This window comes from Niveispirillum lacus (assembly GCF_002251795.1).
Classification (GTDB): Bacteria; Pseudomonadota; Alphaproteobacteria; order Azospirillales; family Azospirillaceae; genus Niveispirillum; species Niveispirillum lacus.
Window position 1 is genome coordinate 231,380 of sequence record NZ_NOXU01000028.1, and the last position, 17,544, is coordinate 248,923.

General features: G+C 61.2%; 10 protein-coding genes. 5 read left to right on the top strand and 5 right to left on the bottom strand.

The features are described from left to right. Positions 1-120: 120 nt before the first annotated feature. Positions 121-1,338, top strand: coding sequence for a zinc metallochaperone GTPase ZigA (gene zigA / locus CHU95_RS11465; protein ID WP_094456465.1), 1,218 nt, complete (start codon positions 121-123; stop codon positions 1,336-1,338). A gap of 1 nt (position 1,339) precedes the next feature. Then, on the top strand, positions 1,340-1,984 hold the full coding sequence (locus CHU95_RS11470) for a DUF1826 domain-containing protein (protein WP_165772125.1): 645 nt from the start codon (positions 1,340-1,342) through the stop codon (positions 1,982-1,984). Positions 1,985-1,991: 7 nt separating this feature from the next. On the opposite strand, the gene CHU95_RS11475 is transcribed toward CHU95_RS11470, so the two are convergent. The 5 genes from CHU95_RS11475 to CHU95_RS11495 all read right to left on the bottom strand — a co-directional run bounded on the left by CHU95_RS11475 (position 1,992) and on the right by CHU95_RS11495 (position 5,200). Next, on the bottom strand, positions 1,992-2,330 hold the full coding sequence (locus CHU95_RS11475) for a hypothetical protein (RefSeq protein WP_094456467.1): 339 nt from the start codon (positions 2,328-2,330) through the stop codon (positions 1,992-1,994). Further along, positions 2,311-2,814: a DUF3299 domain-containing protein gene (locus CHU95_RS11480; protein WP_094456468.1), complete on the bottom strand. Its 504-nt coding sequence runs from the start codon at positions 2,812-2,814 to the stop codon at positions 2,311-2,313. The genes CHU95_RS11475 and CHU95_RS11480 overlap by 20 nt, the downstream gene beginning before the upstream one ends. 5 nt (positions 2,815-2,819) lie before the next feature. Continuing rightward, entirely contained in the window at positions 2,820-4,187 is a 1,368-nt protein-coding gene (locus CHU95_RS23050) for an FtsX-like permease family protein (protein WP_094456469.1), read from the bottom strand. After that, the gene (locus CHU95_RS11490) at positions 4,184-4,849 is read right to left on the bottom strand and encodes an ABC transporter ATP-binding protein (protein ID WP_094456470.1); all 666 of its coding nucleotides are present in this window, start codon (positions 4,847-4,849) and stop codon (positions 4,184-4,186) included. Before CHU95_RS11490 ends, CHU95_RS23050 begins: the two co-directional genes overlap by 4 nt. Before the next feature lie 123 nt (positions 4,850-4,972). Then, on the bottom strand, positions 4,973-5,200 hold the full coding sequence (locus CHU95_RS11495) for a hypothetical protein (RefSeq protein ID WP_133065510.1): 228 nt from the start codon (positions 5,198-5,200) through the stop codon (positions 4,973-4,975). 664 nt (positions 5,201-5,864) lie between these two features. Between CHU95_RS11495 and CHU95_RS11500 the strand changes: the two genes are divergently transcribed. The 3 genes from CHU95_RS11500 (at position 5,865) to CHU95_RS11510 (ending at position 17,537) form a co-directional block, all read left to right on the top strand. Next, positions 5,865-7,568 (top strand): ShlB/FhaC/HecB family hemolysin secretion/activation protein, encoded by a 1,704-nt coding sequence (locus tag CHU95_RS11500; protein WP_094456472.1) that lies wholly within the window; start codon positions 5,865-5,867, stop codon positions 7,566-7,568. Positions 7,569-7,644: 76 nt separating this feature from the next. Beyond that, a complete protein-coding gene (locus CHU95_RS11505; RefSeq protein WP_425435972.1) occupies positions 7,645-15,942 on the top strand; it encodes a beta strand repeat-containing protein in 8,298 nt (2,765 codons plus the stop codon). 2 nt (positions 15,943-15,944) lie between these two features. Beyond that, positions 15,945-17,537, top strand: a complete 1,593-nt coding sequence (locus CHU95_RS11510) for a beta strand repeat-containing protein (RefSeq protein WP_094456474.1) — start codon at positions 15,945-15,947, stop codon at positions 17,535-17,537. The last annotated feature ends 7 nt before the right edge of the window (positions 17,538-17,544 follow it).

Sequence of the window (17,544 nt, forward strand, 5' to 3'; positions counted from 1 at the left end):
CTGATGGCAGCGCAAACTCCGATCCGGGTCATCGGCGGTGGCAGCCGGGACTTGCGGTGGCCGTGAATGTAATGTTATAACATATGGTATTGATCAGTACCCTTATCGAAGATACGCCCCATGTCTGATGCCCGCCTTCCCGTCACTGTCCTGTCCGGTTTCCTGGGCGCCGGCAAGACCACCTTGCTGAACCATGTCCTGAACAATCGCGAGGGGCGGCGCGTTGCCGTCATTGTGAATGACATGAGCGAGGTGAATATCGATGCCGATCTGATCCGCGCCGGCGGCAGCGACCTGTCGCGCACGGATGAGAAGCTGGTCGAGATGAGCAATGGCTGCATCTGCTGCACCTTGCGCGATGACCTGTTGCAGGAGGTGCGGCGGCTGGCCGCGGCAGGGCGTTTCGATTACCTGCTGATTGAAAGCACAGGCATTGCCGAGCCCTTGCCCATCGCCGCCACCTTCGACTTCCGCGACGAGGACGGGCAAAGCCTGTCGGATGTGGCGCGGCTGGATACGATGGTAACCGTGGTCGATGCCGTGAACCTGCTGCGCGACTACGCCTCCACCGATTTTCTGCGCGATCGTGGTGAATCCCTCGGCGAAGACGATAACCGCACCCTGGTCGACCTGCTGGTCGACCAGATCGAGTTTGCCGATGTCATCCTGCTGAACAAGCTGGATACCGCCACCCCGGAACAGGCGGATATCGCGCGCAAGATCATCCGCTCCTTGAACCCCGATGCCGACCTGATCGAAACAGCGCAGAGCCAGGTGACTTTGGACAGAGTGCTGGATACAGGTCGTTTTGATTACGAAAAGGCCCAGGAACACCCTCTGTGGTTCAAGGAACTGCATGGGTTCAAGGACCATAAGCCGGAAACGGAGGAATATGGCGTCTCTTCCTTCGTTTACCGCGCCCGCCGGCCCTTTCATCCCGAAAAACTGCACCAGTTCTTTCAAGAGGAATGGCCCGGTGTGATCCGCGCCAAGGGTCATTTCTGGCTGGCCACCCGCCCGGACTGGGTGGGCGAAGTCAGCCAGGCGGGGTCCCTGGTCCGGCATGAAGCCATGGGCTTCTGGTGGGCCAATGTCCCCAGGAACCGTTGGCCCGACAGCGACGAATACCGGCAGATGATTCAGCAGAACTGGCATCCGGTCTATGGTGACCGCCGCCAGGAGCTGGTGTTCATTGGCGTCGGCATGGATGAGGCGGCAATCCGTCGTCGCCTGGACAGCGCCTTGGTTGGCGACATCAACGCCCGCGAGATGCCGGTCAATGCCTGGAAGCGTCTGCCCGACCCCTTCCCCCGCTGGAAGCGGCAGGGGGAGGCGTGACATGGCAGTCACCGTGAACAATCCGCTGGTCCGCGGACCAGACATGGTCGTGCTGTCCCACATCCAGGACCCGGATGTCAGCCTTGCTGTCTGGGACCGCGCACCGCCGCGCACGCTGCTGGAGGGTATGGCTGGCCTGTGCCCCGCCCATCTGCCGCAGGGGCGGGTGCTGGTCTGGCTGCCGGATGTGCGGGCGGCCCTGTCCGGCATTCTGGCCGAAACGCCGATCGGTGCGACCATGCTGGGCCGGTTGCTGATCGACGATATGCTGATGCTGGTCAAGCGTTTCGCCGCCATCGCCGGCAACGACATCGTCGATATCCGGTTGGACCGGTTGCGCCACGATGCCTGCTGGAAGTTCCACCGCGATCAGGTGCGTCTGCGCCTTTTGACGACATATCGCGGGCCAGCAACCCAGATCGTGCCACAAGCCCATGCGGCGCAGGCCTTGCGTGACCAGCGCGCCTATCGCGGCCCGCTGGAGGACCTGCCCGACGGGGCGGTGGCCCTGTTCAAGGGCCTACAGGCTGGCCCTGACACAGGCGTGGTCCATCGCTCTCCGCCCATCGCAGGAACGGGTACCGTGCGGTCCCTGCTCTGCCTGAACCTGCCATCGGAGATGTCACCGCCGCTCTGGGAACCGTAATAACGCCTCAATGGCACCAGAGCGTGCCGTCCAGGCCGGGGTGACAGCATTGCACGGAATTGGCCAGGGCGGCGGCGCGGGCGCGATAGAGGTCCAGGGCCCGTTGTCGCATATCCCGCGTGTCGGTTTCGGCAGGACCGCCGGGCACGGGCGCCGCGGGCGGTGCCTGCTGTGTCAGCTTGGCCTCAATCTCCTTCTGTCGAGCCAATGCCGCCTCATACTCGGCGGCCCCGCAATCCAGGTTCTGATAAAGATTACCGCAGCTTTCCTGTGCCAGTGCCGGAGGGGCGGTCAGGAACGCCAGCACGGTGACCGCCGTCAGCGTCTTAAGATTTCGGGACGACACGGGCGTTCTCCAGATGAAAATAGATGCCATTCACATCCTCCGCCGACAGGCGCAGGGTGCCTTCCAGCGTCACCTGATCCAGTGTCGCCGTCACCGGCTCCGCAGCACTGACCTGGATCAGGTCAGCGGGCCCCGGCGGCGGGCAAAAGGGACAGGTGGGGGCCAGGGAGGAGAGCAGGAAGGACCGGCTGGTCTCCCCGGTATCAAGCGGCAGGAAAAAGCCGGCCACCGTGAAGGGCTGACCGTCCAGGGATTTGACCCCCGGCCCGAAGACCGCGACAAGCCGGTTCACCTCCTGAACCTGCTTTTGCGTTTCCTTTGTATCGGCCAGCTTGTCCCAACCCAATGTAGCACGGGGCACGGCGCGCGGATCATGCGGGATGGCCTGCGACGCCAGGGCGGGGTCCTGCACCTGTTTGAAAGCCAGGGCGGGCATTGCACCGCCCAACATGGCCAGCAGCATGACAATCTTTACGGTCTTCATCACCCCTACCCCTTGGCCAGAAGCCGGCTGACATCCGTGCGATAGGCCCGAATGGCCGGCACGGCGGCGGCCAGCAAAGCCACCAGCAATGATAACCCCAGCAACCACACCTCACCCACCGAAAATTGCCCTGCTGACAGACCCAGATCGCGCGCGCGGGCGGAGAAGCCCGATAGGGCCGCCACACCGGCATGGGCCAGGGCGATGCCCAATACCGTGCCGGCCAATGCCACCAGCATCGCCTCTGTCAGGATCTGTCCCATGATCCTGCCCCGGCCAGCCCCCAATGCCCGCATCACGGCCAGATCATATTGGCGCTCCTGCAAGGCATTGGCCAGGGCCACGAAGGTGGACAGGCCCGCCGCCAGCACCAGCACGAGGCCCAGCAACCGCATGGCATCCAGCCCGACACCCATCAACGCACGCAGGCGCAGCATCTCCGCCGCGGGGCTCGCCGCCTGCATGCTGGTCTGGCTGTTGATTTCCCGCGGCAGGCGGGCGGCGGCCAGTGGCGTGGCATAGCGGACCAGGATCGCGGTCACCTCGCGATCGTCGCTGGAAGCCTGGCCGGCGGCCCCATCGCCATCGTCGTGGTCATGTTTGTGATCGTGGTCGTGGTCGTGGTCGTGATCATGTTGGTGATCGGGGTCGTGGTGGTGAGCATGTTCGTGATCGTGCCCCTCCCCGGCCCCGTGTTCATGGGCCTTGCCATCGGCATGGTCGCCTGTGGTGGGCGGGGCTTTGTCCTCAGGGTGGTGGTGGTCATGGACCGCCCAGACGCTGGACACAGGCGTCAAGACCAAGCGGTCCAGCACCGTGCCCGTGCGCGCCAGAATGCCGACAACGCGGTAGGGCATGTCGGCATGGGCTTCGCCCCCGGCCGTCAAACCATGGCTGCCGACAAGCGCACCATCCAGGCCAAGACCGGATGAAGCGGCGACCTCTGCCCCCAGCACGGCCTCCATCGGACCTTCAAACATCCGGCCCGTGACGACCTGCCCGCCATAATGGGCGATGTAGGCCGGTTCCGTGCCCAGGATGCGGTAGGTGCCGAAACTGTCCCCCATGGCGACAGGAATGGCCTGTCTGACCAGGGGATTGCGGCGCAGTTCCTCCACCGCTGCCAGCGGCACGTTGCCGGTGGGCACATCGACCTGCATCACCGCCGACAGAACCAGCTGCAGGGGGCTGCCCTTGGCCCCCACCACCATGTCAATGCCCGCGACATCGCGCGACAGCCGGTTCTCCAGCCCCCGTTCCAACAGCAGCAGAAAGGCAATCAGGGCCACGCCCAGCGCCAGCAGCAGCAGGTTCAATCCCGTGGTCAGCGGCCGGCGACGCAGATAGGCAAGGCTCAGTCCCAGCATATTCATGCTGCCCGCTCCATCGGCTTGGCCAGTTCCAGCAAGACCGGTAAACGGGACATCAGCCGCCGGTCATGGGTGGCCACCAGCAGCGTGGCCCCGCTCAAAGCCGCCTGTTCCAGCAGCAAGTCGATGACGCCATCGCAAGTGGCATCATCCAGGGCACTGGTCGGCTCATCCGCCAGCAACAGCGCCGGCTGATTGACCAATGCCCTGGCGACGGCCACCCGCTGTCGTTCGCCCTGTGACAGGTCGGCGGGCAACGCATTCATGCGGTCGGCCAACCCCACGCGAATCAGCAGCGCCTTCAGCCCCTTCTCATCCGGTGCCTTACCTGCCATCCCGCGGGCCAGACGCAGATTGTCAGCGATGCTGACAGCATGGATCAGGTGCAATTGCTGAAAGACGATCCCGACATGATCGGCACGCAACCGGTCCCGCCCCGCATCGCCAATGGCGCGGAGATCATGTCCCAGAAGTGACAGGCGACCCCGGTCAGGCACCAACAGACCCGCCAATGCATGCAGCAGGGTCGTCTTGCCGCTGCCGCTGGGGCCCAATAGCAGCCCGTGGCGGCCCGGTGGCAGGCTTAGATGCGCCACGGACAAAATGGGCTTCCCACCGGCATGGTGGACCACATCATCCAGGTCAATCAGATTGGCGGCTTGCATAGCGGATCGCAGTTCAGACAAGGGGCACGTACGATATAACATCACAAAGATGTAGGATGCACTTGTCGAACAATGAATTCGCTGTCACCTGAGGTCATGTGGCTTGTTCGCGCACTCAGCCCGTTACCGAGCCCGGTAAGGATCGGTCCTTGGCAGCCCGGCACGTCGCCGCAAAGCACGGCTCGTGATGAAATCGCGCAGGGCCCGAGGGACGGCGTCCCGACGTGTCCAGCGGATGATTAACCGGGCTTGGCGGCATTCCCAGGCCAGTTCCCGGCCGTTCTCGTACCGATGCTGTTCATACTCGGTCATCGCGTCCAACGCGGCATAGTCAAAAGGTTTGTCGGACATTGCCTCCACAAAGCCGGTATGGAAGGCGTGATGACAAACCGCTTGGCGGGCAGACCGCCAGGAACAGGCGCCGTGGATCGTATCGTTCGGGACCATCAGTCTAACATCGCAATTGTGATGTTATAACATTTATTTCCAAACATCTCCGAGATCAAGTGGGTCCGGGTGCTGCGGCGGTATAAGCCGGCGTCGGACCTTTGGGTTCAGACGGCCGGCCGCCCTGAAGGCCAGCCACCCCAGCGTTCCCGGCGGTGTGCTGCTATTCCACCTGCTCCGCAAACTCTATTAAAGGACCCGTGTCATCATAACAACGACCCTCAGCTTCAGCGAACGGGCCAGCATCTTCGGCGATGCCACAATGACAGCCGCTTTTCCTTTTAGGAAAATTTTTACTTTTCTGCCTTAGGCTTACCCGGTTATTGCCGTTCCTTGCTGCCATGTTCTTCAGCAAAAATTAAGGTTAACGGGCTGCGGCGCACTTGATTTTTTGAGATTCCGCGCCTGAAGCGTTTGGCAGAAGTTATTCGAGATAGATCGGCTGGAAAGTCTTGAAATTCTATCAAAAATTTTAGATCATTACCGCGACTTCCGGTGAAAGTTGGGCCGGTGCAGGCTACAGCTTTCCTGGATCGGGTATGAGCACATTATTGTTACAGGTGTTTGGTTGGAAAATTTTCGCACCAACGGAATTTTAGCCGTCACCCTCCTGATCGCAGGCGTGTCCGACCCGGCAACGGCACAGGATGCTGGTCAGATTTTGCGTGATGTCGAACGCAACCTGCCGCGCAGCGAACCATCTGCCCCCACTCTGCCTTCGCTTGTTCCGCCCACACCGGAAACCGAATTTCTCAAAGAAGGAGACACAGTCCGCGTAACCGGTTTTCGGATCCTTTCGACCCTGTTTTCAGAGCAGGAACTGCAAGCGCAGCTATCATCTTATATCGGGCGCGACTGCACTTTGGGCGATTTGCGCGAAGCGGCGGCGCAAATCGCCCGCTATTACGGTAAACATGATTATCTGGCGCGGGCGATATTGCCCAGTCAGACACTGGAAAATGGCATTGTCACGATCCAGGTGCTGGAAGCCCGCATGGGCAGGGTGCTGATCGATTCCAGCAGCAATACCCGTCTGGACCCTGAGCGAGCGGCCGATTTTATTCATGCGCAGAATGCTGCCGGCGAGCCACTACGGCCTAGCGCGATCGCCACGGGTGTCTCCAACCTGACACAAATCCCCGGTATGCAAGCGCTGGGCGTGCTGGACGCGGGTCAGGAGGAGGGTACAACCGATGTCCGCCTGAAATTGCTCGAACCTAAACCGGTGAACACCACCCTGTTGGTGGATAACAGCTCGGTCCGCGAAATCGGCAATATCCGTGCCCTGGGCATGATGACGGTGTCGAACACCTTTGGGATGGGGGAGCAGCTTGCGCTGACCGGCCAGGTTACAAAATCATCCCGCTATATGCAGGTATTGGCCGGTGCGCCGGTAATGGACGGCGAATATTGGCTTGAAGCCATGGGCGGTGCCCTACGGTATGAAATCGACAAGAAATACAATGCGGCGACGCCAAAGGGCGATGCCCAAACGGTGGCGTTGAATGTGCGATGGCTAGGGCTGCGGACATCGTCCGACCCCGTCAATTTTGCGTTGGGTGCCGAACATAAATGGACCAATGATCGGCTGGCCGGTTTGGAATCGTCTGACAATGGTGTGGCGGCGGTTACTTTCGCCGCGTACCGCCGACTGCGTGACACCTGGATGGGTGGTGGGGCGTTTGTCCTGAATGGACAGTTGAAAGCTGGTTTTGTCGATTTGTCCGGCAACCGCACCAACAAGGAGTTCGACAAGGCCACCGCCCGTACGCAAGGCTATTTTGGCAAAGCCAATTTCTCGGTGGCGCGGGTTCAGAACCTGTGGACCGATGGTGACGCGCGCGTCACGCTCTCCGCCCAGATATCGACACGCAATCTGAACAGTGCCGAGCAGTTTACCCTAGGCGGCCTTGGCGCTGTCCGCGCCTATCCCGCCAGCGTGGGCAATGGCGATCAGGGTGCCCTGCTGAATGTCGAAATTGGCCATCGGGTCACCGATGACCTGCGCCTTTCCTTGCACTGGGACGCCGGTGTCATTGAACAGCATAAGAACACCTGGGATGGCTGGCAGGATCTTTCCTCCCCGCATAACCAGTATGTTCTGCAAGGGGTTGGCGCCGAAGTGCAATGGACACCCTTCAGTAATGTTCAGGCGCGGGCCACTGTTTCGCATTATGTTGGCAATGATGGCAGCCGACGTATCACCAGTGCAGCGTTGGATAGCCGGCGGCGGGATCTGCAAGCCTGGGTTCAACTGGTACTGACGGTCTAAGGAGCGGATGATGAAGACCGGCCACCCTCCCCGCATCCGCACTGTCCTGCGCTCCCGCCTGTTGCTCTGCACAGCCATGCTGTCGGTGGCGCAAGCACTTACCCTCCAGGCTGTCGCCGGTTCAGCGGCACCTGATGCGTTGCCCACCGGGGGCCAGGTGCAGTCGGGTATGGCCAGCATCACCACCGCTGGCACGGTGATGAATGTTCAGCAGACGACGGACAAGGCCATCATTAGCTGGCAACAGTTCAATGTCGGCTCCGGCGCCTATGTTCATTTCCAGCAACCCGATGCCGGTTCAATGACGTTGAACCGGGTACGCGGTGCTGGGGCGTCCTTGATTGAGGGGATGATCACCGCCCCCGGTACGGTCATTCTGGTCAACCCCAACGGGGTTGTGTTCGGCGGCGGGGCCACGGTTGATGTGGGTGGTCTGGTCGCCTCTACCCTGGACATTGCCAACGAAGATTTTGAAAGGGGGCATCTAGCCTTTACCCGAGGCGGTTCCGATGGCGCCATTCTCAATGAAGGCAGCCTGAAGGCGCGTGGTGGTTCCGTTGTTTTGCTGGCCTCGCAGATCACCAATCGGGGCCTGATCCGGGCAGAGCTGGGATCGGTCATCCTGGCCGCGGGCGAGACGGTGACCCTCACGCCAGATGGCGGCGCCCCTGTGAAGGTCGACGCTTCGCTGCTGCGGGCGGAAATCGAGGCTGGTGGCATTATCCAGTCGACGGGCGGTGCCATTTATCTGACCGCTCAAGCATTGAATCGTGTGAATGCCGGTGTGATCAAGGCAACCGGCGTGATGGAAGCCACCAGCCTGTCATCGAAAGGTGGCCAGTTGGTGCTGGAGGGCAGCGGGCCTATCACGTTGCAGGGGGCAACCCTGACGGCCAGCGGTGCTACGGGCGGTGGCACCGTCCTGGTCGGGCGGGCCGACAGTGCCTCGGTCACCATGGATTCCCAAAGCCGTATCGACGCATCCGCCATCGATTCCGGTAAGGGTGGTACTGTCATCGTCAACAGCCGGGACACCCATGCGCAAGGCGTGCTGCTGGCCCGTGGCGGGTCGCTGTGGGGTGATGGTGGTTTTGTCGAAACATCAGGGCATAAGCTGGCTTTCGATGGGGTACGGGTCGATGTCGGTGCGCCAAACGGCAAAAACGGCACCTGGCTGGTGGATCCGTTTGATCTGACCGTCAACACGGCCTATGCCGCCGCCATTCAATCGGCCCTGGCGTCGGGCAATGTTACGCTGCAGACCACCAACACGGCCGTTAACACTACAGGCGTGACGTCCGGTGGCATCACCAATGCCGACGGCAATGGCGACATTTTCGTTAATGCCGGGATTACCTGGACTTCGGCCAATTCGTTGACGCTTGACGCTTATCGTGGGGTCACCGTCAATGCCGCCATGTCTGGCAGCAGCCTGTCGGTTATCACCAACAATGGCGGCACCGGCGGGCGATTTGCCGCCAATGCGCCGGTGGATCTGACCACGGGCCTGAACATCAACGCCACCGCCTACACGCTGATCACATCGGCGGCGCAGTTGGGCAGCATCACTTCCACGGGTTCCTATGCCCTGGCCAGCAACGTGACGCTGACCGGTGCCTGGACACCCATCGGGTTTAACAGCACCGCTGCCAACGCCACGCCGACATTTGCCTTTGGCGGTACGCTGGACGGGCTGGGCCACACGATCAGCGGGCTGACCCTGAGCCAGGCCGGCTGGTCCAATATCGGGTTGTTCAGTTCCGTCGGCAGTACCGGGTCGCTGGCCAATCTGGTGCTGACCGGCGCCACCATCAGTGGCGGCGTGCCGACATCGGCCACGACGGCCTGGGGTTTCCTGTCCGGGCGGCTGTCCGGCACCGTTTTCAACAGCTCCGTCACTGGCACCATATCGGGCTCCCGCCTGACGGGCCTGGGGGGGCTGGTGGGCGTGCTGAATGCCGGCACCATCCTGAACAGCAACGCCACGATCACAACGGCAACCGGCACGGGCATAACAGCCCTGGGTGGCCTGGCCGGGCAGGTCTCAGCCAATTCCTATATTAGCGACAGTTACGCTAATATCAGCTTCGTCCTTGGCGTATCGAATGTGCGTATCGGCGGGGTAGCGGGCGACACGACGGGACTGACCGTCCTCAATTCCTACGCCACCGGTACGATTACGGCCACCACCAGTACCGCCAGTTTGACGCAGTTTATTGGCGGGCTGGTCGGGGTCAATCTTAACGGCACGATCGCCAATGCCAATGCAGCGGTCAATATCGGGCTCCAGAATGCGTCAACCCGCATTGGCGGTCTGGTCGGCAGCAGTTCAGGTCTTATCACCAACTCTTATGCGACGGGTAATATCACCCTTGGTGGCACGGGCAACCAGTATGTTGGTGGCTTGGTTGGCATCAATTCCCAGACAACCGCCACCGTTGTCAGTGCCCGGGTTTTCAACAGCTATGCGACCGGCAATATTTCGGTTGGTAGCCCGACGGCAACTGTGGCCTCCGCGCAATATGTCGGTGGGCTTGCCGGGCATATGCAGAGTGGCGTTGTCAGCGCCAGCTTTGCCTCGGGCACCGTTTCGGTTGGTCGTTCCGCCACCTATGTCGGTGGGCTGGTCGGATCGGCAGAAGCCTTTAACCTGACCTCATCGTCGGTGCTGGGCAGCTTTGCCACCGGGCGGGTTATTGGGGGCTCCGTCGCCAGCAATGTTGGTGGGCTGGTCGGCCGTGTCTTTGGCAGCATCGTCACCGGGGCCTATTCAACCGGCAGTGTGACGGCCGGGGTCGGGTCCACCGCTGTCGGCGGCCTGATCGGGCAAGTCGCCACCAGTGGCACGGTTCTGGCCACGGTTGCCAATGTCTGGTCCAGCAGCCCGGTTACGGCAGCCACTGGCGTTTCGGTGGGCGGCCTGGTTGGCCTTATGGCCAGCAGCACGGTGCTCAATGCCTATTGGGATACGAGCAGCTCTGGCCAGTTGAGCGCCTTTGGCACCAGTACTGGCGGCAGCTTCTCTGCGACCGGGTTCAGCGGTACAGCAGCCTTTGCCTCGGCCACCTATAGCAATTTCGATTTTTCGTCCATCTGGTATCAGATCGAAGGTGCAACCCGGCCCATCCTGCGGGCGCAGAATTGGACCACCATTGTCAATGCCCACCAGTTGCAGGCCATGGCCGTCAACCCGTCGGGCACGTACGTCCTTGGTGCGAACATCACCATGGCGGAACTGGCCAATACTGCCAGTCTTTGGAATACGACCACCGGTTTTGCGCCGTTTTCCTTCTCCGGGACGCTGACTGGACAGGGACGCACAATCAGCAGCCTGATTGTTAATCAGACGGCATCGGGCAGCCTGGGCCTGTTCAGCACCATCGGCTCCACCGCTTCTGTTTCCAGCCTGACCCTGACTGGTGCATCAGTTACCGGTGGGGGCAACAATCTTGGTCTTCTGGCCGGGGTAAACCAGGGTACCGTCAGCGGGGTGACGGCTGACGGCACCATCAGCGCCACCGGTGCAATCAGCAATGTCGGTGGTCTGATCGGCAGCAACAGCGGAACCGTAACGGCCAGCACTGGCAACGTCACCATAACCGCTGGCAATTCGCTCAGTTATGCCGGGCTTCTCATCGGTGAAAATCTCAGCGCAGGACGCATACTGGGGAGCAGCGGCACCGGCAGCCTCTTAGCTGGCACCAGCGTCAGCGCGATAGGCGGCTTGATCGGCATGAATGCCGGTGGTGTGTCTGGCAGCAATTCGCTGGCCGGTATCATATTGGGTGATAATGCTGAAGGCGTCGGTGGGCTGATCGGTGTTAACTCCGGTTCCGTTACTGCCAGTGATGGTAATGGGACGGTCCAGGTGGGCAACAGCGCCACGCAGGTCGGCGGTCTCATCGGCTCCAGCAGCGGTACAGTCAGTACCTCTTACGCCACCGGTACGGTCACAGCCGGTACCGCCGGTCAACAGATCGGTGGGCTGTTGGGACGTAACAGCGGTATCGTAACCAATTCCTACGCCAATGCCACTGTTCGGATTGGCAGTGGCGCGCAGACTATCGGCGGGCTGGTCGGCCACAATGCGGGTACGATCGCCAATGCTTATGCGCTCGGCGGGGTGACGGTCGTATCTGGTACCAATATTGCTGCATTTGCAGGTAATAATGCCGGCACATTGTCCGGCATCTATGCCACCGGCAGCGTCCTGGCCGGCGCAGGTTCCAGCAATGTCGCGGGGCTGGCTGGCATACAGAGCAGCGTCATCGCCGGAGCCTATTGGGATATCACCACCACCGGCCAGACGGTGAGCGTCGGCAGCAATAGCGGCAGCACCACGAATGTCGCTGGCTTCAGCACCTCTGCCGCCTTCAGCACCGCCACCTATACCGGTTTCGACTTCACCAATGACTGGTATCTGGTGGAGGGGTACACCCGCCCCATCCTGCGCGGGGAATACAGCACAAGCATCACCAGCGCGCATCAGCTACAACTGATAAATCTGAACCTGTCTGCAAGCTATACTCTGTCCCGTGACATCAGCATGGGAGAAGTACGCGGCGCATCGGGCGTCTGGAACACAACCAAGGGCTTCCTGCCCATTGGGTTCAACAGCACCGGCAACAATGCCACGCCTAACAGTTTCACGGGCACGCTGGATGGCCAGGGTCACGCCATCAACAACCTTTATATCAATAATACCGACATCAGTAATGTCGCGTTGTTCGCGTCGGTGGGCAGCGCTGGTGTGCTGACCAGTGTCGGCGTCTACGAGGGTTCGGTCGTCGGCGGAGGCGGCAATGTCGCCCTGCTGGCCGCCACCAATGCTGGTACCATTCTCAGCGCCTATGCCACCGGCACAGTGAGTGCCACGAGCGGTTCCCAATATGTGGGCGGGCTGGTCGGTTCGAACACTGGCACCATCAGCATTGCCTACACAACTGCCGGCGTGACGGTGGGGGCCGGTGCCACGGCTGTTGGTGGCTTGGCCGGTCATAATGCCGGCCTGATCAGAACCGGCTTTGCCAGCGGTGCGGTAACAGCCGGGTCTGGAACGGTAGGTGCCTTTGTCGGCGACAATGCCGGTACCGTCGCCACAGTTTATTGGGACAGCAGCACCAGCGGCCAGACAGTGGCATCCGGCGGTGGCACTGGCAGCTTTGCCGGCGCTGATGTCAGTGGCAGCGCCGCCTATGGCACAGCCACCTACAGCGGGCTGGACCTCACTAATACATGGTACATGGTCGATGGCTATACGCGGCCACTGCTGCGGATGGAATATTCCAGAACCGTCAGCAACGCCCACCAGTTGCAACTGATTAACCTGGACCCGACGGCCCGCTATGATGTTATCGCTGACATCACGATGGGCGAGCTGACCCGAACGGGTGGTCTCTGGTCATCCAAGGGCTGGGTCCCGATTGGGTTCAATACGTCGAACACCAACAATGCACCGACGTTTTTTACGGGTTCGCTGAATGGCCTGGGCCGCACCATTTCCGGTCTCACCATTGCCAATGCCGACTATAATAATGCGGGTCTGATTTCCTATATCGGGACCACCGGTGTGGTTTCCAGCCTCACCCTCAGCAATGTTTCCATCACCAGCGCTGGTTCTAATCAGAATATCGGGATGCTGGCCGGCAATAATGCGGGCACGGTGGGGAATGTCTTTGCGTCCGGTACGTTTGACCTTGGGTCTAACAATAGTACCGTGGGTGGTCTTTTCGGTATGAACAACGGCCGTGTTTTCAACAGTGCCGCTAATGTAAGTTTGAGGACCGGGCAGAGCGCCACCAATGTCGGCGGGTTGATCGGTCTGAATTTAAGTTCAGTCTCCAACGTGTTCGCCACGGGCTCTCTTGTCGTCGATCCGACATCGTCCAGTGTGGGCGGCCTGGTCGGCAATAACACGGGCGGGACCATTGTTAAGGCTTACAGCACAGCCAACATCACCGCTGCATCGTCCGCCACCTCCCTCGGCGGACTCGCCGGCTATAATACAGGTTTGATCTCCGCGACCTATGCAGCCAACAGCATTACAACCGGGGCAGGTGCCACGGGGGTTGCTGGTCTGGTGGGCGGTGGCACCGGAAGCGGCACGGTCATTGACAGTTTTTGGGATGTGACCCGCTCCGGCCTGACTGTGGGCGTCAGCAACAGCAATACATCCGGAACGGTAGCGGGGCTGTCGACCGCAGAATGGTTCAGCAACGGACCGCTGGTGCAGTCAGTGTTCAGTGGCAATGATTGGGTGCAAAGCTATCCCTATCCGGTGCTGAAGGCGCTACCCTATATCACACTCACCGGGTCTGGCACGGGGACCTACGGTCAGTCAGCGAGTTCCGTGAGCATTGTCAGCGCGTTTGACCAGAATGGGTTCACGGTGGTCAGCGGCCTGTCCACCAGTGGGGTGACCTGGTCGTCAGCCGGGACTGGTGTTGGAACCGTTGTCATTGGCGGCAGCGGCGCCAGCTATTCCGGTGGACTTTACCAGTTCGCCTATAATGGCAACCTGACGGTGACACCGGCCAACCTGACCATCACGGCCACTGGGGTCACCAAAAGCTATGGTGCCAGTATCTCGGTCACCGGCTTTACGACTGCCGGGCTGGTTACGGGGGACAGTGTTGCCTCGGTGTCTTTGGTGGCCAGCGGCGGAACCGGAGCCGCAGCGGCACTTGGCACCTACACGATCAGTGCGTCGGGTGCGTCGGGTACCGGCCTGTCCAACTATTCCATCACCTATGTCAATGGCCTCTTGGTTGTCGACCCGGCGGCACTGACCATCACAGCGTCGGGGGCCACCAAAACCTATGGCACCAGCATCAGCCTGACCGGCTTTACCAGTTCCGGTTTGGTCAATGGCGATATCCTCAGCGGTGTGACCCTAACCTCTGCCGGTACCGGCACGACGGCCAATGCTGGCAGTTATTCCATTGTGGCGTCCGGGGCGACGGGCACGGGCCTGTCAAACTACTCCATCACCTATGCCAACGGCACGCTGACGGTGAACCCGGCAGCCCTGACCATCACCGCGTCGAATGCCACCAAGACCTATGGCACCAGTGCCAGCCTGACCAGCTTCACCAGCAATGGCCTGCTGAACAGCGACAGTATCAGCGGTGTCAGCCTGACCTCTGCTGGCGGCGATACCGCCGCCAATGTCGGCAGTTACTCCATTGTCGCGGCCAGCGCCACCGGCACCGGCCTGTCAAACTACTCCATTACCTACGCCGATGGCACGCTGACGGTGAACCCGGCAGCGCTGACCATCACCGCGTCAGGGGCCACCAAAACCTATGGTACCAGCGCCAGCCTGACCGGCTTTACCAGCAGCGGTCTGGTGAACAGTGACAGCATCAGTGCCGTCAGCCTGACATCCTCGGGCAGCGGGACAACGGCAAGCGTTGGCAGCTATACGATCAGCGCCGCAAGCGCGACCGGTACCGGTCTGTCGAACTACTCCATCACCTATGCCAACGGCACGCTGACGGTGAACCCGGCAGCCCTGACCATCACCGCGTCGAATGCCACCAAGACCTATGGCACCAGTGCCAGCCTGACCGGCTTCACCAGCAACGGTCTGGTGAACAGCGACGTGATCAGTGCCGTCAGCCTGACATCCTCGGGCAGCGGGACAACGGCAAGTGTCGGCAGCTATACAATCAGCGCCGCCAGTGCCACCGGTACCGGTCTGTCAAACTACTCCATCACCTATGCCGACGGCACGCTGACGGTGAACCCGGCAGCCCTGACCATCACCGCGTCAAATGCCACCAAGACCTATGGCACCAGTGCCAGCCTGACCGGCTTCACCAGCAGCGGTCTGGTGAACAGCGACGTGATCAGTGCCGTCAGCCTGACATCCTCGGGCAGCGGGACAACGGCAAGTGTCGGCAGCTATACAATCAGCGCCGCCAGTGCCACCGGTACCGGTCTGTCAAACTACTCCATCACCTATGCCGACGGCACGCTGACGGTGAACCCGGCAGCCCTGACCATCACCGCGTCAGGGGCCAGCAAGACCTATGGCACCAGTATCAGCCTGACCGGCTTTACCAGCAACGGTCTGGTGAACAGCGATGTCCTCAGCGGTGTGAGCCTGAGCTCCGCCGGTACCGGCACGACGGCCAATGCTGGCAGTTATTCTATTGTGGCGTCCGGGGCGACGGGCACGGGCCTGTCGAATTACTCCATCACCTACGCCGACGGTACGTTGACGGTGAACCCGGCAGCCCTGACCATCACCGCGTCGAATGCCAGTAAGACCTATGGCACCAGTGCCAGCCTGACCGGCTTCACCAGCNGTCCGGGGCGACGGGCACGGGCCTGTCAAACTACTCCATCACCTATGCCAACGGCACGCTGACGGTGAACCCGGCAGCCCTGACCATCACCGCGTCGAATGCCACCAAGACCTATGGCACCAGTGCCAGCCTGACCGGCTTCACCAGCAGCGGTCTGGTGAACAGCGACGTGATCAGTGCCGTCAGCCTGACATCCTCGGGCAGCGGGACAACGGCAAGTGTCGGCAGCTATACAATCAGCGCCGCCAGTGCCACCGGTACCGGTCTGTCAAACTACTCCATCACCTATGCCGACGGCACGCTGACGGTGAACCCGGCAGCCCTGACCATCACCGCGTCAGGGGCCAGCAAGACCTATGGCACCAGTATCAGCCTGACCGGCTTTACCAGCAACGGTCTGGTGAACAGCGATGTCCTCAGCGGTGTGAGCCTGAGCTCCGCCGGTACCGGCACGACGGCCAATGCTGGCAGTTATTCTATTGTGGCGTCCGGGGCGACGGGCACGGGCCTGTCGAATTACTCCATCACCTACGCCGACGGTACGTTGACGGTGAACCCGGCAGCCCTGACCATCACCGCGTCGAATGCCAGTAAGACCTATGGCACCAGTGCCAGCCTGACCGGCTTCACCAGCAATGGCCTGCTGAACAGCGACAGTATCAGCGGTGTCAGCCTGACCTCTGCTGGCGGCGATACCGCCGCCAATGTCGGCAGTTACTCCATTGTCGCGGCCAGCGCCACCGGCACCGGCCTGTCAAACTACTCCATTACCTACGCCAACGGCACGCTGACGGTGAACCCGGCAGCCCTGACCATCACCGCGTCAGGGGCCACCAAAACCTATGGTACCAGCGCCAGCCTGACGGGCTTTACCAGCAATGGGCTGCTGAACAGTGACAGCATCAGTGCCGTCAGCCTGACATCCTCGGGCAGCGGGACAACGGCAAGCGTTGGCAGCTATACGATCAGCGCTGCCAGCGCGACCGGCACCGGTCTGTCAAATTACTCCATTACCTATGCGACCGGCACGCTGACGGTGAACCCGGCAGCCCTGACCATCACCGCATCGAATGCCACCAAGACCTATGGCACCAGTGCCAGCCTGACCGGCTTTACCAGCAACGGTCTGGTGAACAGCGACGTGATCAGTGGCGTCAGCCTGACATCCTCGGGCAGCGGGACAACGGCAAGTGTCGGCAGCTATACAATCAGCGCCGCCAGTGCGACCGGTACCGGCCTGTCAAACTACTCCATTACCTATGCGACCGGCACGCTGACGGTGAACCCGGCAGCCCTGACCATCACCGCGTCAGGGGCCACCAAAACCTATGGCACCAGTATCAGCCTGACCGGCTTTACCAGCAGCGGTCTGGTGAACAGCGATGTCCTCAGCGGTGTGAGCCTGAGCTCTGCCGGTACCGGCACGACGGCCAATGCTGGTAGCTATTCCATTGTGGCATTCGGGGCGACAGGCACGGGCCTGTCGAACTACTCCATCACCTATGCCGGCGGCACGCTGACGGTGAACCCGGCAGCGCTGACCATCACCGCGTCAAATGCCAGCAAGACCTATGGCACCAGTGCCAGCCTGACCGGCTTTACCAGCAATGGGCTGCTGANAATGCCAGCAAGACCTATGGCACCAGTGCCAGCCTGACCGGCTT